This window comes from Janthinobacterium sp. 78 (assembly GCF_003096775.1).
Lineage (GTDB): Bacteria > Pseudomonadota > Gammaproteobacteria > Burkholderiales > Burkholderiaceae_D > Janthinobacterium > Janthinobacterium tructae.
The window spans coordinates 1071971-1096649 of sequence record NZ_QENT01000001.1 but is presented as its reverse complement, the minus strand read 5'-3'; the positions used below and the strand labels follow the sequence as shown (position 1 = coordinate 1096649).

General features: G+C 62.8%; 26 protein-coding genes. 7 read left to right on the top strand and 19 right to left on the bottom strand.

Going from position 1 to position 24679, the window contains the following annotated elements; translation table 11 throughout:
• Positions 1 to 7 precede the first annotated feature (7 nt).
• The 3 genes from mreD to C8C92_RS04810 form a co-directional block, all read right to left on the bottom strand.
• Positions 8 to 520: a rod shape-determining protein MreD gene (gene mreD, locus C8C92_RS04820; RefSeq protein WP_071079524.1), complete on the bottom strand. Its 513-nt coding sequence runs from the start codon at positions 518 to 520 to the stop codon at positions 8 to 10.
• Positions 517 to 1584 carry a rod shape-determining protein MreC gene (mreC, locus tag C8C92_RS04815; protein WP_099760739.1) on the bottom strand — a complete coding sequence of 356 codons (1068 nt, stop codon included), beginning with the start codon at positions 1582 to 1584 and terminating at the stop codon, positions 517 to 519. Before mreC ends, mreD begins: the two co-directional genes overlap by 4 nt.
• A gap of 111 nt (positions 1585 to 1695) precedes the next feature.
• On the bottom strand, positions 1696 to 2739 hold the full coding sequence (locus C8C92_RS04810; protein ID WP_010393186.1) for a rod shape-determining protein: 1044 nt from the start codon (positions 2737 to 2739) through the stop codon (positions 1696 to 1698).
• Between the two features lie 351 nt (positions 2740 to 3090).
• On the opposite strand from C8C92_RS04810, the gene gatC reads away from it, so the two are divergent.
• The 4 genes from gatC to C8C92_RS04790 all read left to right on the top strand — a co-directional run bounded on the left by gatC (position 3091) and on the right by C8C92_RS04790 (position 7597).
• Positions 3091 to 3393, top strand: a complete 303-nt coding sequence (gene gatC, locus C8C92_RS04805) for an Asp-tRNA(Asn)/Glu-tRNA(Gln) amidotransferase subunit GatC (RefSeq protein WP_071079526.1) — start codon at positions 3091 to 3093, stop codon at positions 3391 to 3393.
• A gap of 53 nt (positions 3394 to 3446) precedes the next feature.
• Positions 3447 to 4943 (top strand): Asp-tRNA(Asn)/Glu-tRNA(Gln) amidotransferase subunit GatA, encoded by a 1497-nt coding sequence (gene gatA, locus C8C92_RS04800; RefSeq protein ID WP_116743146.1) that lies wholly within the window; start codon positions 3447 to 3449, stop codon positions 4941 to 4943.
• Between the two features lie 38 nt (positions 4944 to 4981).
• Complete coding sequence (gene gatB / locus C8C92_RS04795) at positions 4982 to 6457, top strand: Asp-tRNA(Asn)/Glu-tRNA(Gln) amidotransferase subunit GatB (RefSeq protein WP_257225123.1); 1476 nt, start codon at positions 4982 to 4984, stop codon at positions 6455 to 6457.
• Positions 6458 to 6559: 102 nt separating this feature from the next.
• Positions 6560 to 7597 (top strand): oxidoreductase, encoded by a 1038-nt coding sequence (locus tag C8C92_RS04790; protein WP_116743145.1) that lies wholly within the window; start codon positions 6560 to 6562, stop codon positions 7595 to 7597.
• Between the two features lie 18 nt (positions 7598 to 7615).
• Here the strand turns inward: C8C92_RS04790 and C8C92_RS04785 are convergent, their stop codons facing one another.
• From C8C92_RS04785 to C8C92_RS04770, 4 genes are all read right to left on the bottom strand, one after another.
• Entirely contained in the window at positions 7616 to 8080 is a 465-nt protein-coding gene (locus tag C8C92_RS04785) for a carboxypeptidase-like regulatory domain-containing protein (RefSeq protein ID WP_116743144.1), read from the bottom strand.
• Positions 8081 to 8145: 65 nt separating this feature from the next.
• Positions 8146 to 8337 (bottom strand): YqaE/Pmp3 family membrane protein, encoded by a 192-nt coding sequence (locus C8C92_RS04780; protein ID WP_034749384.1) that lies wholly within the window; start codon positions 8335 to 8337, stop codon positions 8146 to 8148.
• A 94-nt stretch (positions 8338 to 8431) separates the two neighbouring features.
• Complete coding sequence (locus tag C8C92_RS04775) at positions 8432 to 9307, bottom strand: alpha/beta fold hydrolase (RefSeq protein ID WP_099760744.1); 876 nt, start codon at positions 9305 to 9307, stop codon at positions 8432 to 8434.
• A 21-nt stretch (positions 9308 to 9328) separates the two neighbouring features.
• Positions 9329 to 10222 carry a LysR substrate-binding domain-containing protein gene (locus tag C8C92_RS04770; RefSeq protein ID WP_071079533.1) on the bottom strand — a complete coding sequence of 298 codons (894 nt, stop codon included), beginning with the start codon at positions 10220 to 10222 and terminating at the stop codon, positions 9329 to 9331.
• A gap of 126 nt (positions 10223 to 10348) precedes the next feature.
• Here C8C92_RS04770 and C8C92_RS04765 point away from each other — a divergent pair, with 126 nt between their 5' ends.
• Both C8C92_RS04765 and C8C92_RS04760 read left to right on the top strand, forming a co-directional pair.
• Positions 10349 to 11092 carry a sulfite exporter TauE/SafE family protein gene (locus C8C92_RS04765; protein WP_116743143.1) on the top strand — a complete coding sequence of 248 codons (744 nt, stop codon included), beginning with the start codon at positions 10349 to 10351 and terminating at the stop codon, positions 11090 to 11092.
• Entirely contained in the window at positions 11080 to 11334 is a 255-nt protein-coding gene (locus C8C92_RS04760) for a GNAT family N-acetyltransferase (protein WP_207780968.1), read from the top strand. The genes C8C92_RS04765 and C8C92_RS04760 overlap by 13 nt, the downstream gene beginning before the upstream one ends.
• Here the strand turns inward: C8C92_RS04760 and pyrE are convergent.
• Positions 11331 to 11993, bottom strand: coding sequence for an orotate phosphoribosyltransferase (pyrE, locus tag C8C92_RS04755; RefSeq protein WP_116743141.1), 663 nt, complete (start codon positions 11991 to 11993; stop codon positions 11331 to 11333). The two genes, C8C92_RS04760 and pyrE, sit on opposite strands and share 4 nt — an antisense overlap.
• A gap of 120 nt (positions 11994 to 12113) precedes the next feature.
• Here pyrE and C8C92_RS04750 point away from each other — a divergent pair, with 120 nt between their 5' ends.
• Positions 12114 to 12890 carry an exodeoxyribonuclease III gene (locus C8C92_RS04750; RefSeq protein WP_099760747.1) on the top strand — a complete coding sequence of 259 codons (777 nt, stop codon included), beginning with the start codon at positions 12114 to 12116 and terminating at the stop codon, positions 12888 to 12890.
• Between the two features lie 130 nt (positions 12891 to 13020).
• Here the strand turns inward: C8C92_RS04750 and C8C92_RS04745 are convergent, their stop codons facing one another.
• The 11 genes from C8C92_RS04745 to amt form a co-directional block, all read right to left on the bottom strand.
• Entirely contained in the window at positions 13021 to 13923 is a 903-nt protein-coding gene (locus tag C8C92_RS04745) for a pseudouridine synthase (RefSeq protein ID WP_116743140.1), read from the bottom strand.
• 1 nt (position 13924) lies between these two features.
• Positions 13925 to 14827 (bottom strand): M48 family metallopeptidase, encoded by a 903-nt coding sequence (locus C8C92_RS04740; RefSeq protein WP_116743139.1) that lies wholly within the window; start codon positions 14825 to 14827, stop codon positions 13925 to 13927.
• Positions 14808 to 16067 carry an AmpG family muropeptide MFS transporter gene (locus tag C8C92_RS04735; RefSeq protein ID WP_099760750.1) on the bottom strand — a complete coding sequence of 420 codons (1260 nt, stop codon included), beginning with the start codon at positions 16065 to 16067 and terminating at the stop codon, positions 14808 to 14810. Before C8C92_RS04735 ends, C8C92_RS04740 begins: the two co-directional genes overlap by 20 nt.
• Positions 16067 to 16678 (bottom strand): methionine biosynthesis protein MetW, encoded by a 612-nt coding sequence (gene metW, locus C8C92_RS04730; RefSeq protein WP_070222822.1) that lies wholly within the window; start codon positions 16676 to 16678, stop codon positions 16067 to 16069. The genes C8C92_RS04735 and metW overlap by 1 nt, the downstream gene beginning before the upstream one ends.
• On the bottom strand, positions 16675 to 17874 hold the full coding sequence (locus C8C92_RS04725) for a homoserine O-acetyltransferase (protein WP_116743138.1): 1200 nt from the start codon (positions 17872 to 17874) through the stop codon (positions 16675 to 16677). The genes metW and C8C92_RS04725 overlap by 4 nt, the downstream gene beginning before the upstream one ends.
• A 134-nt stretch (positions 17875 to 18008) precedes the next feature.
• Positions 18009 to 19751 carry a phosphoenolpyruvate--protein phosphotransferase gene (gene ptsP, locus C8C92_RS04720; protein ID WP_099764301.1) on the bottom strand — a complete coding sequence of 581 codons (1743 nt, stop codon included), beginning with the start codon at positions 19749 to 19751 and terminating at the stop codon, positions 18009 to 18011.
• A gap of 44 nt (positions 19752 to 19795) precedes the next feature.
• Complete coding sequence (locus C8C92_RS04715) at positions 19796 to 20065, bottom strand: HPr family phosphocarrier protein (protein WP_010393142.1); 270 nt, start codon at positions 20063 to 20065, stop codon at positions 19796 to 19798.
• Positions 20066 to 20157: 92 nt separating this feature from the next.
• Positions 20158 to 20562 (bottom strand): PTS fructose transporter subunit IIA, encoded by a 405-nt coding sequence (locus tag C8C92_RS04710; protein ID WP_029496035.1) that lies wholly within the window; start codon positions 20560 to 20562, stop codon positions 20158 to 20160.
• A 2-nt stretch (positions 20563 to 20564) separates the two neighbouring features.
• Positions 20565 to 21533, bottom strand: coding sequence for a glutathione synthase (gshB, locus tag C8C92_RS04705; protein ID WP_099760752.1), 969 nt, complete (start codon positions 21531 to 21533; stop codon positions 20565 to 20567).
• A gap of 97 nt (positions 21534 to 21630) precedes the next feature.
• Positions 21631 to 22929, bottom strand: coding sequence for a glutamate--cysteine ligase (gene gshA / locus C8C92_RS04700; RefSeq protein ID WP_071079543.1), 1299 nt, complete (start codon positions 22927 to 22929; stop codon positions 21631 to 21633).
• Between the two features lie 204 nt (positions 22930 to 23133).
• Positions 23134 to 24669, bottom strand: coding sequence for an ammonium transporter (gene amt, locus C8C92_RS04695; RefSeq protein ID WP_116743137.1), 1536 nt, complete (start codon positions 24667 to 24669; stop codon positions 23134 to 23136).
• Positions 24670 to 24679 lie beyond the last annotated feature (10 nt).

Here is a 24679-nt window from a genome sequence, read left to right as displayed (position 1 = left end):
GCGCCCGTCAAATCGGCCGGTTATGATCGCGGTCCACGGCGCGGCGCTGCGGCGCCAGCAAGACCCACGTGACGAAGGGCCACAGGGCCACGGCGACGAAGCTCTCGATGAAATTGAGCCAGCCGGGGAAACGGCCCGAGACGATCAGGCGCGTCAGCAATTGCAGTGCCTGCGTCAGCAGCAGCAGCGGCAGCACATGCAGCGCCTGCGTCAGGATGGGGAACCACAGCACGCGGCGGTGCATCATGATGGCGAAGTACGACAGCAAGGTGTAGGCCAGCGCATTCTCGCCCAGCAGGGTCGAGTCGTGCACGTCCATCATCAAACCCATGAAGAACGCCACGCCGATGCCGACCTTGCGCGGCTGGTGTATGCCCCAGAAGACCAGCACCAGGGCGACGAAATCGGGCACGCCGACGAACTGTCCCCAGGGCAGCAGGTTCAGCAGAAAAGCGCACAGCAGGGAAAAGCCGATGAACAGGGGGCTGACCGGCAGCAGGATGTAATGCGGGCGGTTCATCGTGTCGCTTCCTTCGGTGGCACGGCGGCAGGTATTGTGGCAGCGGCCGGCGTCGCCGGTTTCGGAAGCGGGCTTGCGGGCGGCTTCGCGGCCGGTGTGGCGGGCGCGGTGGCCGGCGCTGTCGCTGCCCCGGCGGCAGCCGGCTCCTTGGCAGGGTCCTTGATCGGCGCCATCTTGCCGGCGATCTTGCGGCCCGTCTTGACGTCTTCGACTGGCGGACGCGCCGGGATCTCCGGCGACGTCATCAAGATGAGCAGTTGGGTGTTGCGTTCGATGCCGGCCAGCGGCTGGCACACGACGCGGCCGAACGGGCCATGCGCATTGCGCTCGACCAGGGTCACGCGCGCCACGGCCAGGCCGGCCGGATACAGGCCGTCGAGGCCCGAGGTAATGACGATGTCGCCGATCTGGATGTCGGCGGTGGGCGCCGTAAAGCGCAGCTCCATGGTACCGGACTTGCCGCGGCCGATGGCCACGCTGCGCACGCCATTGCGCAGCAGCTGCACGGGAATGGCCTGTTCTTCATCGGTCAGCAAGGTCACTTCCGAGGTGAACGGGAACACGCGCGTGACTTGTCCCACCACGCCGAGGTTATCGATCACGGGGCGGCCCAGTTCGACGCCATTCTGAATGCCCCGGTCCAGCACGATCTTGCGCGTGGCCGAATCGCGCGTGTCATACAGGACTTCAGCCATCATGGTCTTCACGGGAACGCGCTCGCGCGCTTCCATCAGCTTGCGCAAATGGTTGTTCTCAACGATATTGAGCTGCGCCTGCTGCATGATCTGCGCCGAGGCGATTTGTTCGTGCTTCAGGTCGCGTACCTGTTTTTCCAGGGCGGACAGCGAAGAGAAGTAATTGCCGACGCCAAGCGCCACATCGCGCGGCACCAGGGCCGCCATCTGCACCGGATACAGCACGGTACCGACTGCCTGGCGCACGGCCGTCAAGGCGTGCATGCGCGAATCGACCAGCAACAGGGCGATAGAAATGCCGGCGAACACCATCATCTTGACGCGGGCGGAGGCGCCTTGTTTGAAAAGTGGCGGAGGACTGTATTCCATGACTTCCAATAATCAGGCCAGGCGCAGTGCGCCAACGTGCAGGCCCCGGTCGAACGCCGGCGCCAAAACCCAAAAAAGGCCGGAAACTGAAGTTCCGGCCCTTCTGTCAGATTATTCGTAGGAGAAGATCGAGCCGAGCTTGTCCATACGTTCCAGTGCCATCCCGGAACCGCGCACCACGCAAGTGAGCGGGTCCTCGGCCACCAGCACCGGCAGGCCGGTTTCCTCCATCAGCAGGCGGTCCAGGTCGCGCAGCAGTGCGCCGCCGCCCGTCAGCATCATGCCTTTTTCGGCGATGTCGGCGCCCAGTTCCGGCGGCGTCTGTTCCAGCGCGTTCTTCACGGCCGAGACGATGTTGTTCAGCGGGTCGGTCAGCGCTTCGAGAATCTCGTTGCTGGAAATGGTAAACGAGCGCGGGATGCCTTCGGACAGGTTGCGGCCCTTGACTTCCATTTCCTTCACTTCCGAACCGGGGAAAGCCGAACCGATGGCCTTCTTGATGGCTTCGGCCGTTTGTTCGCCGATCAGCATGCCGTAGTTGCGGCGGATGTAGTTGACGATGGCTTCATCGAACTTGTCGCCGCCCACGCGCACGGAACCCTTGTAGACCATGCCGCCCAGCGAGATGATGCCCACTTCGGTGGTGCCGCCGCCGATGTCGACCACCATCGAGCCGGTCGCTTCGGACACGGGCAAGCCGGCGCCAATGGCCGCCGCCATCGGTTCTTCGATCAGGTACACCTGCGAAGCGCCGGCGCCCAGCGCCGATTCGCGGATCGCGCGGCGCTCGACCTGGGTCGAACCGCACGGCACGCAAATGATGATGCGTGGCGAAGGACGGAAGAATTTCGAGTCATGCACCATGCGGATGAATTGCTTGAGCATCTGCTCGGTCACAGTGAAGTCGGCGATCACGCCATCTTTCATCGGACGGATCGCTTCGATATTGCCCGGCACCTTGCCCAGCATCTGCTTGGCTTCCTTGCCGACTGCCTGAATGGTCTTCTTGCCATTCGGACCGCCTTCCTGGCGGATGGCGACGACGGACGGTTCGTCCAGGACGATACCGAGGCCGCGCACATAAATAAGGGTGTTGGCCGTGCCCAAGTCAATGGCCAGATCGGTGGAGATATACCTGCGTAAAAAACCAAACATGAGTGTCCTGTAGCGCATCGAGCTGCGCAAAAGCTGTTTATGGGGAGTTTCAAAGCGGGCGCTTTCAGGCACCCTGAAAATCCATGAAGGCGGTTTTTCCGGGTTTCGCTTGGCGCTTGCGCAATCTTTTCTATGCTGCGGCAGCGGTCCATCAGCGCCGGCAACGCATTAACCCGCCATTCTACCTTATAATTTGAATGCGATTTGCTCAAAAACCATGGAAAAGTGCGACTCTTGCAGCCGCGAGTTACGCGGCATTCCCCGGCTTTTGTGAGCAAAAAAGCAGTAAATATTCGCGTTTTATCGAAACGCCAACTTAATACTAATGCGCGGCACTCCGCGCCATTCGCCATGTCCCTGACACTCTCCGACGTAAAACGCATCGCCCACCTGGCACAACTCGAAATGGCCGACGATCAGGCCGTCACGTCCCTGGCCCAATTGAACAAGATTTTTGCCCTGGCGGAACAAATGCAAGCCGTCAATACCGATGGCGTGGCCCCCCTGAGCCACCCGCTGGCTGCCCACATGGACAATATCGCCCTGCGCCTGCGCGAAGACGTCGCCACGGAAACGAATCACCGCGACGCCTATCAGGCCGTGGCACCGAAGGTCCAGGATGGCCTGTATCTCGTGCCCAAGGTTATCGAATAAACACGCCGTTGCGCCGCTCCCGCCTTCTTGCCGAATATCAAAATAGAAACGCCATGCATACAAAATCCATCAAACAGCTGTCCACGCTCTTGCAGAACAAGGAAATTTCCGCCGTTGCGCTGGCGACGCATTTCCTCGACCGTATCGCAGCGGACACTTCGAACGCCTTCCTGCACGTCGACCGTGCCCTGACCCTGGCGCAAGCTGCCGAGGCCGACGCGCGCATCGCCGCCGGCACGGCCACGCCATTGACGGGCGTGCCGATCGCGCACAAGGACCTGTTCGTGACCAAAGGCTGGCGCACCACGGCCGGCTCGAAAATGCTGGCCAACTACGCCAGCCCGTTTGACGCCACCGTGGTGGAAAAATTCCAGGCAGCCGGCATGGTCACCCTGGGCAAGGTCAATTGCGATGAATTCGCCATGGGTTCCGGCAACGAGAACTCGGCCTTCGGCGCCGTGCGCAATCCGTGGGACAAGACGGCCGTGCCAGGCGGCTCCTCCGGCGGCTCGGCTGCCGCCGTCGCCGCCGGCCTGACGCCAGCGGCCACCGGCACCGATACGGGCGGTTCGATCCGCCAGCCAGCTGCTTTTTGTGGCATCACCGGCATCAAGCCGACGTATGGCCGCGTGTCGCGCTTCGGCATGATCGCCTTTGCCTCGTCGCTGGACCAGGGCGGCCCGATGGCCCGCTCGGCCGAAGACTGCGCCCTGCTCTTGAGCGCCATGGCCGGCTTTGACGAACGCGACTCGACCAGCCTGTCGCCGGAACAGGGCGGCGTGACGGAAGATTTTTCACGTGAACTGGGCCAGCCGTTGACGGGCTTGCGCATCGGCGTGCCGCGCGAGTACTTCGGCGAGGGCCTGGCCAAGGACGTGGAAGCGGCCGTGCGCGGCGCGCTGGCGCAGTATGAAAAGCTGGGCGCCACACTGGTCGACATTTCGCTGCCGAATACGGCCCTGTCGATTCCCGCCTACTACATGATCGCCCCGGCTGAAGCGTCGTCGAACCTGTCGCGCTACGACGGCGTGCGCTATGGCCACCGCGCCGCCGAGTACAAGGACTTGCAGGACATGTACAAAAAGTCGCGCGCCCAGGGCTTCGGCCCGGAAGTGCAGCGCCGCATCATGGTCGGCACCTATGTGCTGTGCCACGGCTACTACGACGCCTACTACCTGAAAGCGCAAAAGATCCGCCGCCTGATCGCGCAGGATTTCGATGCCGTATTAAATGGCCCGAGCGCCGTCTGCGACGTCATCATGGGACCGGTCGCGCCGACTGTCGCCTGGGACCTGGGCGACAAGACGGATGACCCGGTAGCAAACTACCTGGCCGACATCTACACCCTGTCGACCAGCCTGGCCGGCCTGCCCGGCATGTCGATCCCTTGCGGTTTCGGCGCGGGAGACAAGAATGGCAAGCGCCCCGTCGGCCTGCAAATCATCGGCAATTATTTTGGCGAAGCCAAACTGCTGAACGTGGCCCACCAGTACCAGCTGGTGACGGACTGGCATACGCGTGCTCCAGGCAACGCAACTGCCGGCATCTAAGAAAAAAATTCGCGCCGCCGAGGCGGCGCCACCAAAAAATAAGCGAGAACACTATGCAATGGGAAGTCGTCATCGGTCTTGAGAACCACGTGCAGCTCACGACCGAATCCAAAATTTTCAGCGGTTCGCCGATCAAGTACGGCGCCGACGCCAACACGCAAGCGAGCCCCGTCGACCTGGCCCTGCCAGGCGTGCTGCCGGTGATGAACAAGCAAGCCGTCGAGCGCGCGATCCGTTTTGGTTTGGCCGTGGGTGCCACCGTGGCGCCGCACTCGGTCTTCGCGCGTAAAAACTATTTTTATCCCGATTCGCCCAAGGGCTACCAGATCAGCCAGTTCGAAGACCCCGTCGTCATCGGTGGCGCCCTGACCTTCGGCTACGAAAAGGATGGCGAATTCGTCACCAAGACGGTCAACCTGACGCGCGCCCACCTGGAAGAAGACGCCGGCAAGTCCTTGCATGAAGACTATGCGGGCATGAGCGGCATCGACTTGAACCGCGCCGGCACGCCGCTGCTGGAAATCGTCTCGGAACCGGAAATCCGCAGCGCCGCCGAAGCCGTGGCCTATGCCAAGGCGCTGCACTCGCTGGTCATGTGGCTGGGCGTTTGCGACGGCAACATGCAGGAAGGCTCGTTCCGCTGCGACGTCAACGTCTCCGTACGCCCCGTCGGCCAGAAGGAATTCGGCACCCGCTGCGAGATCAAGAACCTGAACTCCTTCCGCTTCATCGAGGAAGCCGTGCACGTCGAAGTGCGCCGCCAGATCGAACTGATCGAAGACGGCGGCAAGGTCGTGCAAGCGACGCGTTTGTACGATCCGGACCGCAAGGAAACGCGCGAAATGCGCAGCAAGGAAGACGCCCAGGATTACCGCTACTTCCCGGACCCTGACCTGCCGCCGCTGGTCATCTCGCAAGCATGGATCGATACGGTCAAGGCATCGATGCCGGAACTGCCGGCCGCCATGCGCGCGCGCTTCATCAGCGAGTATGCGCTCCCCGATTACGATGCGCTGGTGCTGACGCAATCGAAAGCCATGGCCACCTATTTCGTCGCCGTGGTCGACAAGGCCGGCAAGGAAAACGCCAAGGCCGCCGCCAACTGGCTGATGGGCGACGTGTCGTCGACCCTGAACCGCGAAGGCGTGGACCTGGACGACGCGCCCGTCTCCGCCGCGCAGCTGGCCGCCATGCTCAAGCGCATCGCCGACGGCACGATATCGAACAAGGCGGCAAAGGAAGTCTTCGCCGGCATGTGGGAAGCGAAGTCCAGCGACGAGCACCTGGTCGACACCGTCATCGACGCCAAGGGTTTGAAGCAGATCTCGGACTCGGGCGCCCTGGAAGCCATCGTCGATGAAGTATTGGCGGCCAACGCCAAGTCGGTGGAGCAGTACCGTGCCGGCAAGGAAGCGGCCATCAACGCGCTGATCGGCCAGGCCATGAAAGCCTCCAAGGGCAAGGCCAACCCGGCCCAGCTGACGGAATTGCTGAAGGCCAAGCTGGCGGGGTAATCTCGCGAGAGGCATGCAAAAGGACGCTGCGGCGTCCTTTTTTTATGCGCCGCCCGCTTGCAGGTATGATCATGGATTCTTCCACGCACCTGTGAACCCGCCATGAACAAGATCAAGACTGGCCTCGTCGGCTACGGCTTTGCCGGCTCCACCTTCCACGCTCCCGTGCTGTCCACCATCGATGCCCTGGAGCTGACGGCGGTGGCCTCCAGCAAGCCGGAGCTCGTGCACAAGGACTGGCCGCACGCCACCGTGTATGCGGATGCGGCGCAGCTGTTTGCCGATCCGTCCATCGAGCTGGTGGTCATTGCCGCGCCCAACGAAGCGCATTTCAGCCTGGCGCAAGCGGCGCTGCAGGCGGGCAAGCATGTGGTGGTGGACAAGCCCTTCACCATTTCCAGCGTTGAAGCGCAGCGCCTGATCGCGCTGGCGCAAGAACGCAAGCTGGTGCTCAGCGTGTATCACAACCGGCGCTGGGATGGCGACTTCCTGACCCTGAAAGCGCTGCTGGCACAGGGTACGCTGGGGCGCATCGCCAGCGTCGAATCGCATTTCGACCGTTTCCGCCCCGAAATCCGCCAGCGCTGGCGCGAGTCCGGCGCACCCGGTGGCGGCTTGCTGTACGACCTGGGTCCGCACATGCTGGACCAGGCCACGCAGCTGTTCGGCCAACCGGAAAAGCTGTACGCCGATATCGCCCTGCAGCGCGATGGCGCGCAAGCCGTCGACTATATGCACATCGTTTTGTACTACGACCGGCTGCGCGTGGTGCTGCAAGCGGGCTGCCTGGTAAAGGCGCCGACGGCGCGCTTCGCCGTGCATGGCGACAAGGGCAGTTTCGTGAAGTTCGGCCTCGATCCGCAGGAAGACGCGCTGAAGGCGGGCGGCAGGCCGGGCCAGCCCGGCTGGGGCGTGGACCCCGTGCGCGGCGCGCTGCACCTGGGCACGCAGCCGGACGGCCATTCTGAACACCTCGACATGCAGGCCGGCCGCTACCAGGACTTTTACCAGGGCATGGCCGAGGCCATCCGCCACGGCGCAGCGGCGCCCGTGGCAGCCGAAGATGCGGCGGCAACGATACGCCTGATCGAACTGGCGCTGCAAAGCGCCGCCGAAGGGCGCGTACTCGCGGTCAGCTGATCGGGCTGCCGTCGACCATCAAGGCCGGTCCTGGTTCGTTCCCGCCGGCCAGACCAGCTCCACCCGCGCGGAACTATCCGCCTTGACCTGCACCTTGCGCTCCAGGGTCTTGCCAGCCAGGGTGGCGCGCAGGCTGTAGCTGCCCGGTGGCAATTTCGCCAGCAGGAACGGCCCGCTGGCCGTCGTTTCCAGCGCCGGCGCGCCCTTGGCGTCGCGTATTGTCAGCTTCACGTCAGAGGCAAATTCCGCCTTGCCCGCCGCCTGCACGGAAAACACCAGGCTCAAAGGCCAATGCCGGCTGGCGCTCTTGATGGCAGTCGACTCATCGAGGCCGATGCCGCCGCTCAGGTACTCCACCGCCCCGCTCTTCTGCACGGGCGGCAAAGCGCTATCGCCCTGCGCCTGCGCCGCACTTCCCAGCAACAGCCCGGCGGCCAGCATCGCCGCCGCCAGGGTCAAGGTACCGCGTCTGTCTGGTGCCATCTCACTCTCCTCATGTCGGTTGAATCAAGATAGGAAGCGCAGCTTAAACAGGACTTAGCCCCACATCAGCGCCGGCGCATGGCCTCGGCGATCTTCTGGTCCGTCTTGTACTGGCTCAGCGCATATACGGCCCAGATCGTCGCTGGTAGCCAGCCGATCAAGGTAATTTGCAGGATCAGGCAAATGATGCCGGCAATCGGGCGGCCGATCGTGAAAAAGGTCAGCCATGGGAGTAACAGGGCAATCAGCAAGCGCATCGTTCGTTCCTTGAGTATTCCCCTGTGCCGCGGGGACCGGGCCGGCATGCACCGGCGGTCAATTCATTGAGCCGATTATAACGATACTGGCGCTTCATGCTGGCACGGGTGCCAGCAGTTTCTCGATCCAGGCCAGGATCGCGGCAAAGATCACGTCACGGTTCACCTCATTGAAGTTCTCGTGATAATTGGCCGGGTAAAAATGGTAGTCGAGCAGGCCATCGGGCACGCTGCGCAGCAGGCTTTCCGTGGCGCGGCTGTCGGCCAGCTTGTCGTCGCCGGCCACCACGGCGAACAGGGGGAAGCGCCAGTCCGACAAGCCGCCCGCCAGTTCCTTTTGCGCCGACGTCAAGGCATGGGCGAAGCGCACCGACGCTGCACTGGCGCGTATGCCGTCGCGCTCATCCTGGAAATGGCGCGCGGTGATGGTTTGATCGTGCGTCAGCAGCATGGTCAGATTCCCCAGCGGTACCTTCATCGTCGGGAAGCGCTGCGCCAGCCAGCCGGACAGCATCTGCAGCACCTTCGGCACGGGAATCGCATTCACGTAATACGGCGATGAGATGATGAAGCCTTTGATCGCCGGATCGCCCGCAAAGCGCCGCAGCCCCAGATGCGTGGCGATCAGGCCGCCCATGGAATGACCCATGACGAAAATCGGCACGCCGGGATACGCCTGCTTGACCCAGGCGAGGAACAATTCCTCGTCGTCGAGGAAGGCCTCGAACGAGGGGATATCGACCTTGCGCTTGCCATCGTGGCCCACCATGTCGAAGCTGACGGTGGCGATGCCGTGCTGGCGGAAAGTCAGCGCCGGCGTGACGTAATCGCCCGCGTGCGCCATGCCGCCGTGGATCGCCAGGATCACGGCGCGCGGGCGTTGGGGCTGTGGCGGCTGCCAGATGTGGATGGGACGCTCGACCTGGTCGCTGCACAGCAGGCTGGCCATCTTGTCTTCTGAAAAACGCATTGCTGCTCCTGTCATGCCCTGTCACGCCTTCAGATGATCGATCAACTGGCGCGCATACAGGGGTAATTCACTGAACTGGCGCACGCAAATCGTCAGATTGCGTACCGACCAGGGATCGGATAATTCCAGGCAGCGCAGCGCCATCGTCTGCTGGCAGCGGCTGGCCGCCGCCAGCGGCACCACGCTGATGCCCACGCCGCTGGCCACCATGCGGCACACGGCATCGAAGCTGCGCAAGCGCACGCGCACCTTCAACGGACGGCCCAGGCGCGCCGCATGCATGCCCAAGTACTGCTGCATCGCGCTGTCGTCGGCCAGGCCGATGAAATCGTGATCCAGCAGCGTGGAGAACGCGACGACGCCATCCTGGCCGAGCGCGCGGTGATGCACGCCATCGGCCGCCGCGATGACCACCAGCCGGTCGGGGCGGAACAAAAACGTCTGCAAGCCGCGCATGTCGACCGAGTCGGACACGATGCCCATGTCGGCCAACCCTTCCGAGACGGCCTTGACGATATCGTAACTGAGGCGCTCTTCCAGGTCGATGGTCAGGTTCGGATGGCGGTCGAGAAAAGCACCGAGTGCCTCGGGCAAAAATTCGCTGAGCGCGGCCGTATTGCACAGCAGCCGCAACTGCCCTTTCAAACCGCGTGCAAATTCACCGAGCTCGCCGCGCATTTTCTCCATTTGCAGCAACACCAGGCGCGCGTGATGCAGCAGGGTCTGCCCGACCGGTGTCGGCTCCACGCCGCGCCGCCCGCGCAGCAGCAGGGGCATGCCCAGCGCCTCTTCCATGCCGCGCACGCGCGCACTGCTTGAGGCCAGCGCCAGATGGCTGCGCGCGGCGCCCGCCGTCAGGCTGCCCGCTTCCACCACGTTGACAAACAGCTGCAAATCGACCAGATCAAAACGCATGACAGCTCCCCTTTTCGCCATCTTATCAGCCTTCGTATTTTACTTAGGCTGACTCAAAATAATCCACCTTGGCGAAAGTCCCGGGCAAGCGCAGAATCCACGCAAAATCAATGTGGGATAAAAAAGATGGAGACGTCATTCCTGCTGGCCGTCGGCGCCAGCTTCCTCGTCGCTGGCTTCGTCAAGGGCGTAGTCGGACTGGGCTTGCCGACCGTGGCCATGGGCACGCTCAGCCTCGTCATGCCGCCCGTGCAGGCGGCGGCGCTGCTGATCGTGCCGTCGATGGTGACGAATGTGTGGCAACTGGCGGCCGGCCCCGGCCTGCGCGCCCTGCTGCGCCGCTTGTGGCCCATGCTGGCCGCCGTCATGGCCGGTACGCTGACGGGCGGCGCCCTGCTACCGGCCGACAGCGGCGCCTGGGCCGTCGTCGCGCTGGGCGTGGCGCTGATGCTGTATGCGCTGGCGGGATTATTCTCGCTGCAGTTGCGCGTGCCGGCGCGGCACGAAGGCTGGCTGGGACCCGTCACGGGCGCGGCGACGGGGCTGGTGACGGCCGCCACGGGCGTGTTCGTCATCCCCGCCGTGCCGTATTTGCAGGCACTGGGACTGGCACGCGATGCGCTGGTGCAGGCGCTGGGCCTGGCGTTTACGGCATCGACCGTGGCGCTGGCGGCCAGCCTGGCCGTGCACGGCAACTTCAGCCTCGGTGCGGCCGGCGCTTCCGCGTATGCGCTGCTGCCGGCGCTGGCCGGCATGCTGGCCGGTCAATGGCTGCGCGGGCGCATCGCGCAACAGGTATTCAAGCGCTGCTTTTTTGTCGGCCTGTTCGCCCTCGGCCTGCATGCGGCGCTCAAGCCATGGCTGGCGTGATGCAGATAGACTGGCAAGGGGACAGCGCGCTGTGCGCGTGGATCGACGGCCAGCAAGTAGCCATGCTCGATATCAGCAAGTGTGCGGACGGGGTGACGGTGAACATGCTGTTCGTGAAACCGCCGTTCCGGCGGCGCGGCATCGGCGGCGCGCTGTTGCGGCGGCTGTTGCAATGCCACCCGCAGGCTGCCACCGCCTGCAGCGACCCGCGGCTGCGGGCGCTGCTGGAAAAGACTACTTAAATACCGTAGCGCGTGCGGTAGGCGGAAACGGCTTCTTTATATTGGAGCAGTTCCGGATCGGCGCCCGCGCCATTCAGGTAGCCGAACAAGTCATCCAGGTTGCCGATCGAGATGACGGGAATACCGTACTGTTTCGACACTTCCTGCACCGCCGAACTGGGCGACAGCTGGCCGTCCGGGCCCGAACGCTCCATGCGGTCCAGGGCGATCAGCACGGCGCATGGCTCGGCGCCGGCGGCGCGGATCATGTCCACCGATTCGCGCACCGAGGTGCCGGCCGAGATCACATCGTCAATGATGACAACCTTGCCATGCAGCTTGGCGCCGACGATGGTGCCGCCTTCGCCATGGTCTTTGGCTTCCTTGCGGTTGAAGGCGAACGAGGTGTTGCGGCCCTTGCCGGCCAGTGCCACGGCAGTGGCCGACGCCAGGGTGATGCCCTTGTAGGCGGGGCCGAACAGCATGTCGAATTCGACGCCCGAGTCGAGCAGGGTCTGCGCGTAGAACTGCGCCAGCTCGGCCAGGGTGGCGCCGTCATGGAACAGGCCCGCATTGAAGAAGTACGGCGACTGGCGTCCGGCCTTGGTGGTGAACTCGCCAAACCGCAAGACGCCCTTGGATACTGAAAACGCGATAAACTGCTGGCGTAAATTATTCACATTAGCCTCATTTTTTAAAAGTGCCTGTATTTTAATCCGCGCGCAGCGGCGAGACAATCGCCATGCCGCGTCCGTCGGCCCCGTCCAGCGCCGCTGGCGCTCACCATTGACTCTCGACCTATGCCAAAAATTATCTCCGCCAACCTGAACGGCATCCGTTCCGCCGCCAAAAAAGGCTTTTTCAACTGGATGGGCACGCAAACGGCCGATTTCATCTGCGTGCAGGAATTGAAGGCGCAACTGCCCGACATGACGCCGGAATTCCTCAACCCGCACGGCTACCATGGCCATTTCCACTACGCCGAGAAAAAAGGCTATTCCGGCACGGGCGTGTACAGCAAGGTGGAACCGGACGCCGTGCATATCGGTTTCGGCAGCCCTGAATTCGATGCCGAAGGCCGCTACGTGCGCTGTGATTTTGGCAACTTGTCCGTCATTTCCGTGTATTGCCCGTCCGGTTCGTCCGGCCCGGAACGCCAGGAAGCCAAGTTCCGTTTCATGGAACTGTTCCTGCCGCACCTGCTGGCATTGAAGGCGCTGGGCCGCGAAGTGGTCATCTGCGGCGACTGGAATATCGCCCACCACGAAATCGACCTGAAAAACTGGAAGGGCAACAAGAAGAATTCCGGCTTCCTGCCGGAAGAGCGCGCGTGGCTGACGCGCGTCTTCGACGAAGTGGGCTTTGTCGACGTGCACCGCGGCCTGGACAAGCGCGAAGACCAGTACACGTGGTGGAGCAACCGCGGACAAGCCTACGCGAAAAACGTGGGCTGGCGCATCGACTACCACGTCGCCACGCCCGGCATCGCGGCCCAGGCGCATACGGTCAGCGTCTACAAGGACGAGCGTTTTTCCGACCACGCGCCGTTGATCATCGATTACACGCTCAAGGGCTGATCTTTGACACGTCGGCGGTGGTGTCGGCTTACGCTGCGCTAAGCCGACCTACGCCTGATCTGCCGTAGGTCGGATTAGGACCGCAGGGCCGTAATCCGACAACATGGTTGACACGCCAATGGGGGACGGCTTACGCCAGCGCGCGCCGGCTCTCAAAATGGCGCAGCTCACCCGTCAACGGGTCCGTGAAATCGATGGCGCGCGCCAGCAGCTGCAGCGGGTGCGACATGTCGTCTTCCTTGCACGGCTGGGCCAGCGGGTAAAACGCATCGTTGACGATGGGGATGCCGAGTGCAGCCAGGTGCACGCGCAGCTGGTGCTTGCGCCCCGTGTGCGGGTACAGCCGGTACAGGTTCACCGCGCCGCGCCGCTCGATTACGTCGATGATGGTTTCCGAGTTCGGCTCGCCCGCCTCCTCGCGCATGAGAAAAAACTGCTCGCCCTCGACCATGCGGCTGCGATACGTGAACGGAAAATCGCGGCCATCGAGGTGCGGCGCCAGCGCCTCATACGTCTTGCGCACTTCGCGGCGCTGGAACAGCGTCTGGTAGGCGCCACGGCTGGCTACCTGGCGCGAAAAAATCACCACGCCAGCCGTCTCGCGGTCGAGGCGGTGGATCGGCGTCAGCTCGGCGCAGTCCAGGTTTTTCTTCAGGCGCGTCAGCAGGGTCTCCTGCACGAAGCGTCCGGCCGGCGTCATGGGCAAGAAGTGCGGCTTGTCGACCACCACCAGGTGTTCGTCCTGGAACAGGATCTCTTCCTGAAACGGGATCGGCGTTTCGCGTTCCAGCTCGCGGTAGTAAAAAATGCGCATGCCGCGCCGGTATGCGCTGTCGGGGCCGAGCACGGCGCCGTCGCCATTGAGCACTTCGCCGCGCGCCATGCGGTCCAGCCATTGCGCGGCGCCGATCTGCGGATAGCGCTCGAGCAGAAACGACAGCATGTCCGGCCACTGCCCTTCCGGCAGCCACAGATAGCTGGGCGCCACACCGTCGCGCATGGGCAAGGGTGCGGCGGCGTGACACTTCGCCATCCTAGCGCTGCGCGATGGCGGTGCTGCGGTACGGCGGCAAGGCGTCCACGCTGACGCCCTTGCTGCGCGCGTACAAGGGCAGCACTTGCGCCATGTGGCTGTTCATCTGCGAGATGCGGTCCTTGCCCGACGGGTGGGTCGAGAGGAATTCCGGCGGCGCGCCCTTGCTCACGGCGGCCATTTTCTGCCACAGAATCACGCCGGCACGCGGATCGAAGCCGGCGCGTGCGGCCAGGTCCATGCCGATCAAATCTGCCTCGCGTTCATCGTCGCGCGAGAACTTCAGCATCACGCCCTGCGCCGCCATATTCGTGGCGGTACTGGTGATGGTCGGATCGACACCGAGCCAGGCTGACAGCCCGGCGCCGGCCAGCTTGGCGCCGACGGCCGCCAGGTTGCCCTTGCCGGCCTGCGCCTGCGAGTGTTCGCGCAGCGCGTGCGAAATTTCATGCCCCATGACGATGGCCACTTCATCGTCGGTCAAATTGAGCTTGGTGATGATGCCGCTGTAAAAAGCGATCTGCCCGCCCGGCATGCAAAAGGCATTGACCTCATCCGAGTTGAGCAGGTTGACCTGCCAGTTCCAATTGGCCGCCGCCTCGTTCCAGCGCGTGGCGAACGGGATGATGCGCTGGGCGATGGCGCGCAGGCGCCTGACCTGCGGGTCGCTGTCGGGCACCAGCGCGTTTTTTTCCTTCGCTTCGTTGACCAACTGCGTATATTGCTGCTTCGATTCTGCATTGAAGTCGGCGCCGCCGGCAAAGATGCGCGAGGTCGACAAGGGCCGCACCTTGATGCCATCTTGCATCGTCGCCTGCTGGGCGTGGGCGGACAGGGGCGCCAGGGCGGTGGCCGCGCACAGGCTGGCCAGGACGGCGTAACGTTTAAGGGATATTGGTGCCATTGGCAGACCTCCATGGAGCGATTTTAGGCAGCATCATCATGGCCGGGAAGGCCAGGAAGAAGCACACGATGAAAAACGAAAACCAGCCCAGTTCCGCGACCAGAAAGCCCACCGAGGCATTGATCAGGGTGCGCGGCACGGCGCTGAGGCTGGAAAACAAGGCATATTGCGTGGCTGTGTAGCGCGGGTCCGTGGTGCGCGACAGGAACGCGACAAAGGCGGCCGCACCCAGGCCCAGGCTGGCAAAGGCTTCAAAACCGATCACGGCGCTGAGCAGCATGGTGTTCGGCCCCACCTGTGCCAGCCAGGCGAATCCCAAAATCGCGATCGCCTGCAGCGCGCCAAACACCCACAGGCCCCGGTTGATGCCCAGCTTGAGCATCCACACGCCGCCCACCACGCCGCCGGCCAGGCTGGCCCAGAAACCCGTGGTGTTGGCGGCCAGGCCGATCTGCGTCATGGAAAACCCCAGATCCAGATAAAACTTCGTCGCCAGCGCCGTGGCCATGCTGTCGCCGATTTTGTAGAGTAATACGAAGGCGAGAATCCACATTGCGTTACGCCAACCATCGCGCGCGATGAATTCCTGGAACGGCAAGATGATCGCTTCGCGCATGGTCTTCGGCGGCGAACCGTACACGGTAGGCTCCTTGATCAGCAAGGTGCACACGAGACCAGGCAGCATGAAGGCGGCCGTGATCCAGAAGACGGGCTGCCACGGCATGCGGTCGGCCAGGATCAGCGACAGCGCGCCCGGCACCATGCCCGCCACCTTGTACGCGTTGACGATGACGGCGGCGCCCAGGCCCTGCTCGTTATCGTCCAGGATTTCGCGCCGGTAGGCGTCGATGACGATGTCCTGGCTGGCAGACAGAAAGGCGACGCCACCGGCGGCCGCCGCGATCAGGCCGATCTGCGTGAGCGGATCGAGCATGCCCATGGCGCCGATGGCAAAGAACAGCGCCACTTGCGTGAGCGCCATCCAGCCGCGCCGGCGTCCCAGCCCCAGGATGCGGTAGCGGTCCATCAGGGGCGCCCACAGGAATTTCCAGATGTACGGGAACTGCACCAGGGCGAACAGCCCCAGCGCCTTGACGTTCAAGCCCGACTTGGCCAGCCATGCCTGCAGCAGGTACAGCAGGATGAACAGGGGCAGGCCGGAACTGAAGCCCAGCACCAGCACGGCCAGCATGCGGCCGTTGGCATAGGAACGCCAGCCTGGCGCCGGGCTTGTGGTCATCAATGCACCGCTTTTTTACGCAGGCGGAAGACGGCCAGGTCGCCGCGCAGGTTCGGCAGCACGGAGACCATCTTGCCTTCGGCCAGGGCCACGCATTCGATCACTTCCAGGCCGCATTCCTCGGCCAGTTCGCGGAAGTCATTGATGGTTGCGCAGCGCACGTTGGGCGTGTCATACCACTGGTAGGGCAGCGATTTCGACACGGGCATGCGGCCCTTGAGCAGCGCCACGCGGTGCGGCCAGTAGGCAAAGTTGGGGAACGAGACGATGGCCTCGGCGCCCACGCGCACGATGTCGCGCAGCAGCGGCTCGACCTGCTTCATCATCTGCAGCGACGACAGGCACAGCACCGTATCGAAGCTGTTGTCGCCAAAGATGGCCAGGCCCTTTTCCATGTCCTGCTGGATCACGTTGACGCCGCGCAGGGTGCTGGCCAGCACCTTGTCGTCGGCGATCTCGATGCCATAGCCGCTGCACTCCTTGTCGCTTTGCAGGTACTGCAGCATCACGCCTTCGCCGCAGCCCACATCCAGCACATGCGCGTTGTTCGGCACCCAGTGGGCGATGAAGGCCAGGTCGGGGCGCAGTGCGCTCAATTCATCAAAAGTCATGCGGTCTCCTTGGCGCCCTGGCGGACGGCGGTGTGCTGTGCAGGAGCGGGCAAGCCCGCCCCGATGTCGTGCCATACCTGGCCATAATAGGCGCGCACCATGTTCATGTAGCGCGCATCTTCCAGCAAAAAGGCGTCGTGGCCGTGCGGCGCGTCGATTTCCGCGTAGGTGACCTGGCGGCGGTTGCACACCAGCGCTTCGACGATTTCGCGGCTGCGCTCGGGCGAGAAGCGCCAGTCGGTGGAAAACGAGGCGAGGAAGAACTTGGCCTTGGTGCCCGACAGGGCCTTGGCCAGGTCGCCGCCATGCGCGCGCGCCGGGTCGAAATAATCGAGCGCCTTGGTGATCAGTAAATACGTGTTCGCGTCGAAGTATTCGGAGAACTTGTCGCCCTGGTAGCGCAGATACGATTCGATCTCGAAATCGATGCCGAAGCCGAATTTGTAGTCGCCCGTCTGCGCCGCGTCGCGCAGCTTGCGGCCGAATTTCTCGGCCATGTCGTCATTCGACAGATACGTGATGTGGCCCACCATGCGCGCCACGCGCAAGCCGTTCTTCGGCACCACGCCATGCGCATAAAAGTCGCCGCCATGGTAATCGGGGTCGGACAGGATGGCCTGGCGCGCCACGTCATTGAAGGCGATATTCTGCGCCGAGAGTTTGGCCGTCGAGGCGATCACCACGCAATGACGCAGCCGCTCAGGGAACATGATGCTCCACGCCAGCGCCTGCATGCCGCCCAGCGATCCCCCCATCACGGCGGCGAACTGGGCGATGCCCAGTTCATCGGCCAGGCGCGCCTGCGCGCTGACCCAGTCTTCCACCGTGACGACGGGGAAAGAGGCGCCATACGGCTTGCCGGTGGCAGGATTGGTGTGCATGGGGCCCGTCGAGCCGAAGCAGGAACCCAGGTTATTGACGCCGATGACGAAGAATTTATTGGTGTCGAGCGGCTTGCCCGGTCCCACCATATTGTCCCACCAGCCCGTGCTTTTCGGTTCATCTGCGTAGACGCCGGCCACGTGGTGCGAGGCGTTCAGGGCGTGGCAGACCAGCACCGCGTTCGATTTGTCGGCGTTCAGGGTGCCGTAGGTTTCATACATCAACATATAGTCGCGCAGCGATGCACCGCTTTGCAGCTGCAGGGGTTGCGCAAAATACATGGTTTGCGGCGAAACGATTCCAATGGATGACATGTGTGTCGGTTTATAAAAGGGGGTGGCCCCACGGGCCATGGTCGATGCAGCACCGCGATGATAGGTGCTGCAACTGTAGCATCAGGACACCTCTTGCCGCGCGCGACGTGTCCTGATGCTGATAGGGTGACAGTTTACATGAGCTGCAACTGTTGTACGGCTTCCGCGATCACATTTGGTTCCATGGAACGCATAATTTTGCGCATTTGTGGTGCGATCAGGCCCAGGTCGCTGTTGAGGATCTCTTGCTTGACCGCTAACAGCTGGGCCGGATGCATGGAAAACTCGCGCAGTCCCATGCCCAGCAGCAAGCGCGTGAGCTTCACGTCGCCCGCCATTTCGCCGCACACGGCCACGTCGATGCCCGCCTTGTGGCCGGCCGCGATCGTCATCGAGATCAGTTGCAGCACGGCCGGGTGCAGCGGATTGTACAAATGCGCCACTTCGTAGTCGACGCGGTCGATGGCCAAGGTGTACTGGATCAGATCATTCGTGCCGATCGACAGGAAATCCATGCGCTTGACGAACATGGGCAGGGCCAGCGCCGCGGCGGGAATTTCGATCATGGCGCCCACTTCGACGGCATCGTCGAACTTGACGCCCTCCTCGCGCAGGCTGGCCTTGGCTTGCGCGATCATGGCCAGCGACTGGTCGATCTCGAACGCATGCGCCAGCATGGGGATCAGGATGCGCACCTTGCCGAAGGCCGAAGCGCGCAAAATGGCGCGCAGCTGCGTCAGGAACAATTGCGGTTCGGCCAGGCAGTAGCGGATGGCGCGCAAGCCCAGGGCCGGGTTCAAGGCCGTATGGTCGGACTGGTCGAGCGGCTTGTCGGCGCCGATGTCGAGCGTGCGGATGGTCACCACGCGCCCTTTCATCGACTGCACCGTGTTGCGGTAAGCCTCGAACTGCTCATCCTCGGTGGGAATCTTGTGGGCGCGGCCCATGAACAGGAATTCGGAGCGGAACAGGCCCACGCCGCTGGCGCCCGACTCCAGCGCAAACGGACAATCCTCGGGCAGTTCGATATTCGCCAGCAAGGTGATGGGGGTGCCGCATTTGGTCACGGCCGGGGTCTTTTTCAGCTTGCCCAGCTTCTTGCGCGCGCGCTGCATGGCCACCTGGCGCTCGCGGTACTGCTCCAGCACCAGCGCGCTGGGGTTGGCGATGACCACGCCGGCGTCGCCGTCGATGATCAGCCAGTCGTCCTGCTCGATCAGCATCGACGCCTGCGACATGCCGACGGCGGCCGGGATATCCAGGCTGCGCGCGACGATGGCCGTGTGCGAGTTCTGTCCGCCCACGTCGGTGATGAAGCCGATGAAGGAGCGGTCGCGAAATTGCAGCATGTCGGCCGGAGAAATGTCGTGCGCGACGACGATCATCTGCGCCATCAATTCGTCTTCGGCCGCGGCCTTGGGCAGCAGCTGCTCCGTGCCCAGCAAGACTTTCAATACGCGCTCGGCCACCTGCTGGATGTCGGCCTTGCGTTCGCGCAAATACGGGTCTTCGATTTCATCGAACTGCGCCGATAATTCATCGATTTGCGTCAGCAGCGCCCATTCGGCGTTGTAATGGCGCGAACGGATGATGTCGAGCGGCGCTTCGGCGATCAATGGGTCCGACAGGATCAGCGCGTGGACGTCGATGAACGCGCCCAGTTCCGTGGGCGCGTCTTTCGGCAGCTCGTTCCACAGGGTTTGCAGTTCCTTGTGGACGGCGGCGATGGCGTTTTGCAAACGCTGGACTTCGGCTTCGATCTGTTCCTGGGCGACCAGGTAGTGTTTGACGTCAAGGGCGGCCGGCGCCAGCAGATGCGCGCGGCCAATGGCGATGCCGCGGGAGACCGGGATGCCGTGGAGCGTGAAAGATGCCATGGGGTGACCTGTCGGAATGCGGCTGCGGCTACGTTCGGCAGGCATTACTCGCCTTCGCCAAACCTGTCATTAATCAGGGCGGTGAGCGCATCGACACATGCCTGCTCATCATCGCCCTCGGCTTCCAGGGTCACTTTCGCACCCTTGCCGGCGGCCAGCATCATCACGCCCATGATGGATTTGGCGTTGATGCGGCGCGCGTTGCGGGTCAGCCAGACGTCGCTCTTGAACTTGGCGGCGAGCTGGGTAAATTTGGCGGAGGCGCGTGCGTGCAGTCCCAGCTTGTTGATGATTTCGAGTTCTTTTTGAATCATTTTTGTATGGTCTCTATCCCTGAATGCACTACGCTGATGACAATCTTGGCCTATAAAACCCGCCGCCTTCAGGGCGGCGGCCTTGCATTTTCCTATTCGCCCACGCGGATGCGGTTATCGACGCGCACGGCGCCGCTTTGCGCACCGGCCAGCGCCATCTCCACCACCACGTCGAGCGTGTCGCGGCGATACGTGATGGCGCGCAGCAGCATCGGCAGGCTGATGCCGGCGATGACTTCCACCCGCCCCGCATCGGCCAGCTTGTTGCAGCAGTTCGACGGCGTGCCACCCTTCACGTCGGTAATCACCAGCACGCCGGAGCCGTCGTCGAGGCGGCAGATGGCTTCCGACGCCAGCTTTTGCACTTCCGCCAGGTCCTGGTCGGCGACGACGTCGATGGCTTCAAAACGTTCCGTTGGCCCGCGAAACACATGCGCGCAGGCGGCGATGAATGCCTGTCCCAGCGGGGCATGTGTCATGAGCAAAATCCCTACCATGGTCATTTCACCTTCTGATGCTGCTGCGCTTGCGCAACGCCATGCTCGACGGCGTCGACAAACATGGCAGCCACATCAAAACCCGTCTGCTGCATGATTTCCTGGAAGCAGGTCGGGCTGGTGACATTGACTTCCGTCAGATAGTCGCCGATCACGTCCAATCCTACCAGCATCAGGCCGCGCGCGGCCAGGATCGGACCCAGTTTTTCAGCGATTTCCAGGTCGCGCGCCGTCAATGGCTGCGCCACGCCCGTGCCGCCGGCGGCCAGGTTGCCGCGCACTTCGCCCGCCTGCGGGATGCGCGCCAGCGAAAACGGCACCGGCTTGCCGCCGATGACGAGGATGCGCTTGTCGCCCTTGACGATGTCGGCAATAAAACGCTGCGCCATGATGGTCTGCGCGCCGTTCTCGCTCAAGGTCTCGATGATGGCGCCCAGGTTCAGGCCATCGGCCTTGACGCGGAAGATGCCCGTGCCGCCCATGCCGTCGAGCGGCTTGAAGATGACGTCCTGGTGCTTGGCGTGGAAGGCGCGCAGGCGCGCTTCATCCGACGTTACCAGGGTCGGCGAGGTGAATTCGGAAAACTGGGCAATGGCCAGCTTTTCATTGTTGTCGCGGATGGCGGACGGCTTGTTGAAGACGCAGGCGCCCTGTTTTTCCGCCAGTTCCAGCAGATACGTGCCATACACGTATTCCATGTCGAACGGCGGATCCTTGCGCTCGATGATGGCGTCCAGGGCCGACAAACGTACTTCCTCGGTGGAGACCACCTTGTACCAATCGTGTTCGTCACCGGTCAGCTCGATATGTTTGACCCATGCCGTGACGATGCCCTCTTCCAGCGCCATGTCTTTCTGTTCGAAGGCGTACACGGCGTGGCCGCGCTTGGCCGCCTCGCGCATCATGGCGAAGGTGGAATCTTTGTAAGTCTTGAAGCCTGCCAGCGGGTCGGCAAGGAATGCAATTTTCATGGTGCGTCCAATCGGGGAGCCTGAATAAGGAATGCTTGATTCTAGCCGAGATCGCCAGGCGCGGTAGTCACCGCGCCCGGCAAACCTCATTGGTGGATCAATACACCTCGGGATTCGGGTCCGTACGCTCCATTTCCAGCGACGCGGCCAGCAAGGCCAGACGCGCCACCACGCCGTACACATAGAAGCGGTTCGGCGCGGCCGTGCCCGGCTTGGCCTTCAAGTCCGGCACCGCATGCTGCTGGGCAAACGCCAGCGGCACGTACTGCGAACCGGGCGCGTTCAGGTTCTGATCCACGCCCCGCTCTGCGTGCACGCGATAAAAGCCGCCCACCACATAGCGGTCGATCATGTAGACGACGGGCTCGGCCACGGCATCCTTGATGCTTTCGAAGGTCGGCACGCCTTCCTGGATGATCACATCGGTTACCAGCTGGCCATCCTTGACGATCGACATTTTCTCGCGCTGCTTGCGCGACAGATCGCGCACTTCACTGGCGTCGCGCACCGTCATGATGCCCGTGCCATACGTGCCCGCATCGGGCTTGACGATGACGAACGGCTTTTCCTTGATGCCGTATTCCTTGTATTTCTTGCGGATCTTGGCCAGCAGCACGTCGACGCTGGCGGCCAGCGCATCTTCGCCCTCGCCTTCCTGGAAATTGACGTCGCTGCACTTGGCGTGGAAGGGGTTGAGCATCCACGGATCGACATCGATCATCTTGCCGAATTTTTTCACCACTTCATCGTAGGCCGTGTAGTGGTTGCTCTTGCGGCGCAAGGCCCAACCCGCGTGCAAAGGCGGCAACAGGCTTTGCTCATGAATATTTTGCAAGATATCGGGAATGCCGTCCGACAAGTCGTTATTCAGCAAGATCGTGCACGGATCGAAATCCTTCAAGCCCAGGCGGCGGCCGTTGTTCAGGCGCACGAGCGGCTCGATGACGAGCATGTTGCCATCTGGCAACGCCAATGGCGTCGGCTGGGTGATCTCGGGCGACCATGAGCCCAGGCGTACGTGCAGGCCCGTCTGGCGGAAGATCTGCATCAATCGCGCCACGTTTTGCAGATATTGCGGCGTGGTGTTGTGCAATTCCGGCACCATCAGCAGGTTGCGGGCATCTGGACAATACTTGTCGATGGCGGCCATGGCCGCCTGCACGGACAGGGGCAGCATTTCCGTGGCCAGATTATGAAAACCGCCAGGGAACAGATTGGTATCGACGGGCGCCAGCTTGTAGCCCGCATTGCGCAAGTCTACCGAGCAATAGAAGGGCGGCGTGTGCTCTTGCCACTCCATGCGGAACCAGCGCTCAATGGCCGGCGTCGCGGCCAGAATCTTTTTTTCGAGGTCGAGCAGCGGTCCGGTCAGGGCCGTGACGAGATGGGGAACCATAGTTACATCCTTAAATTATGTGCAGTATTCAAAAAAGCACACAGAACTGCCGACTATATTACCGTGTAAGTACCCCAAATCGGGGCAAAACCCTTGTTTTAAAGACCTTTTCCATTCGCACAACGAAAAAAAGGCACCTCAATGAGGCGCCTTTTCCAGCCGGACATGCCGCGCCGGGGCGCTGGCATGCCAGATAATTATCATTTAACCATGATATGCCTGCTCGCCGTGGCTGGTGATATCGAGGCCTTCGCGCTCTTCTTCTTCCGGTACGCGCAGGCCGATGACGATGTCGACCAGTTTATAGGCGATGACGGAAACCACGGCCGACCAGAGGATGGTGGTGCCGACCGCTTGCGCCTGCACCCACACCTGATGGCCGATCGAGTACGGATCCGCCGACATCTTGTTGGTGACATAGTCGAAGATGCCCTGGCCGCCCAGTTGTGGTGCAGCAAACACACCCGTCAACAAGGCACCCAGGATGCCGCCCACGCCATGCACGCCGAACACGTCGAGCGAATCATCGGCGCCGATCAGGCGTTTCAAGCCATTCACGCCCCACAGGCAGACGACACCGGCCAGCAAGCCGATGACCAGGCCGCCCATCGGACCGACAAAGCCGGCCGCCGGGGTGATCGCCACCAAACCGGCAACGGCACCCGATGCGCCACCGAGCATCGATGGCTTGCCTTTGCTGATCCACTCGCCAAATACCCACGACAGGGTGGCGGCGGCAGTGGCCAGCAAGGTGTTGACGAAGGCCAGGGCCGCCACGTCGCCCGCTTCCAGCGAGGAACCGGCATTGAAACCGAACCAGCCCACCCACAGCAAGGATGCGCCGATCATGGTCATCGTCAGCGAGTGCGGCGCCATCGATTCGCGGCCGTAGCCGACGCGCTTGCCGATCATGATGGCGCCCACCAGGCCGGCAACGGCGGCGTTGATGTGTACCACGGTGCCGCCGGCGAAGTCCAGCGCGCCTTTTTGCCAGATCCAGCCAGCCTTCAGGGCTTCGCTGGTCGAGGTGGCGGCGTTGGTGATCAGGTCAGGACCGGTCCAGAACCACACCATGTGGGCCGCTGGCAGGTAGGCGAAGGTGAACCACAGCACGACGAAGGCCAAAACCGCGGAAAACTTGGCGCGCTCGGCAAACGCGCCGACGATCAGTGCGCAGGTGATGGCAGCAAACGTGCCCTGGAAAGCCACGAAGACGAACTCGGGAATGACGACGCCCTTGCTGAAGGTGGCGGCGGCGGCAAACGTGCCCTTGGCCGGATCCCAGATACCGTTCAGGAACAGGCGGTCGAAGCCACCGAAGAAGGCGGTTTTTTCCGTGAAGGCGATCGAGTAGCCGTAGATGCACCACAGCACGATGACCAGCGCGAACACCATGAACACCTGCATCAGCACCGACAGCATGTTCTTCGAGCGCACCAGGCCGCCGTAGAACAGGGCCAGGCCGGGGATGGTCATCAAAATCACCAGCAAGGTGCTGATCATCATGAAGCTGGTATCGCCCTTGTTGGCGACGGGCGCGGCGACTGGCGCGGCAGCGGCCGGGGCCGGTGCGGCGGCAGCGGGCGCGGCGTCAGGCACGGGCGTCACGGCGGGGGCGGCAACGGCCGTAGTCGTGGCCGCCTCCGTCTTGGCGGGCGCATCGGCAAAGCTCGGCGTGGCGACGCCAAACGCACACAGGCAGGCTATCCCGGCGAGCAATTTTGTTATATTTTTATGCATCAATATTCCC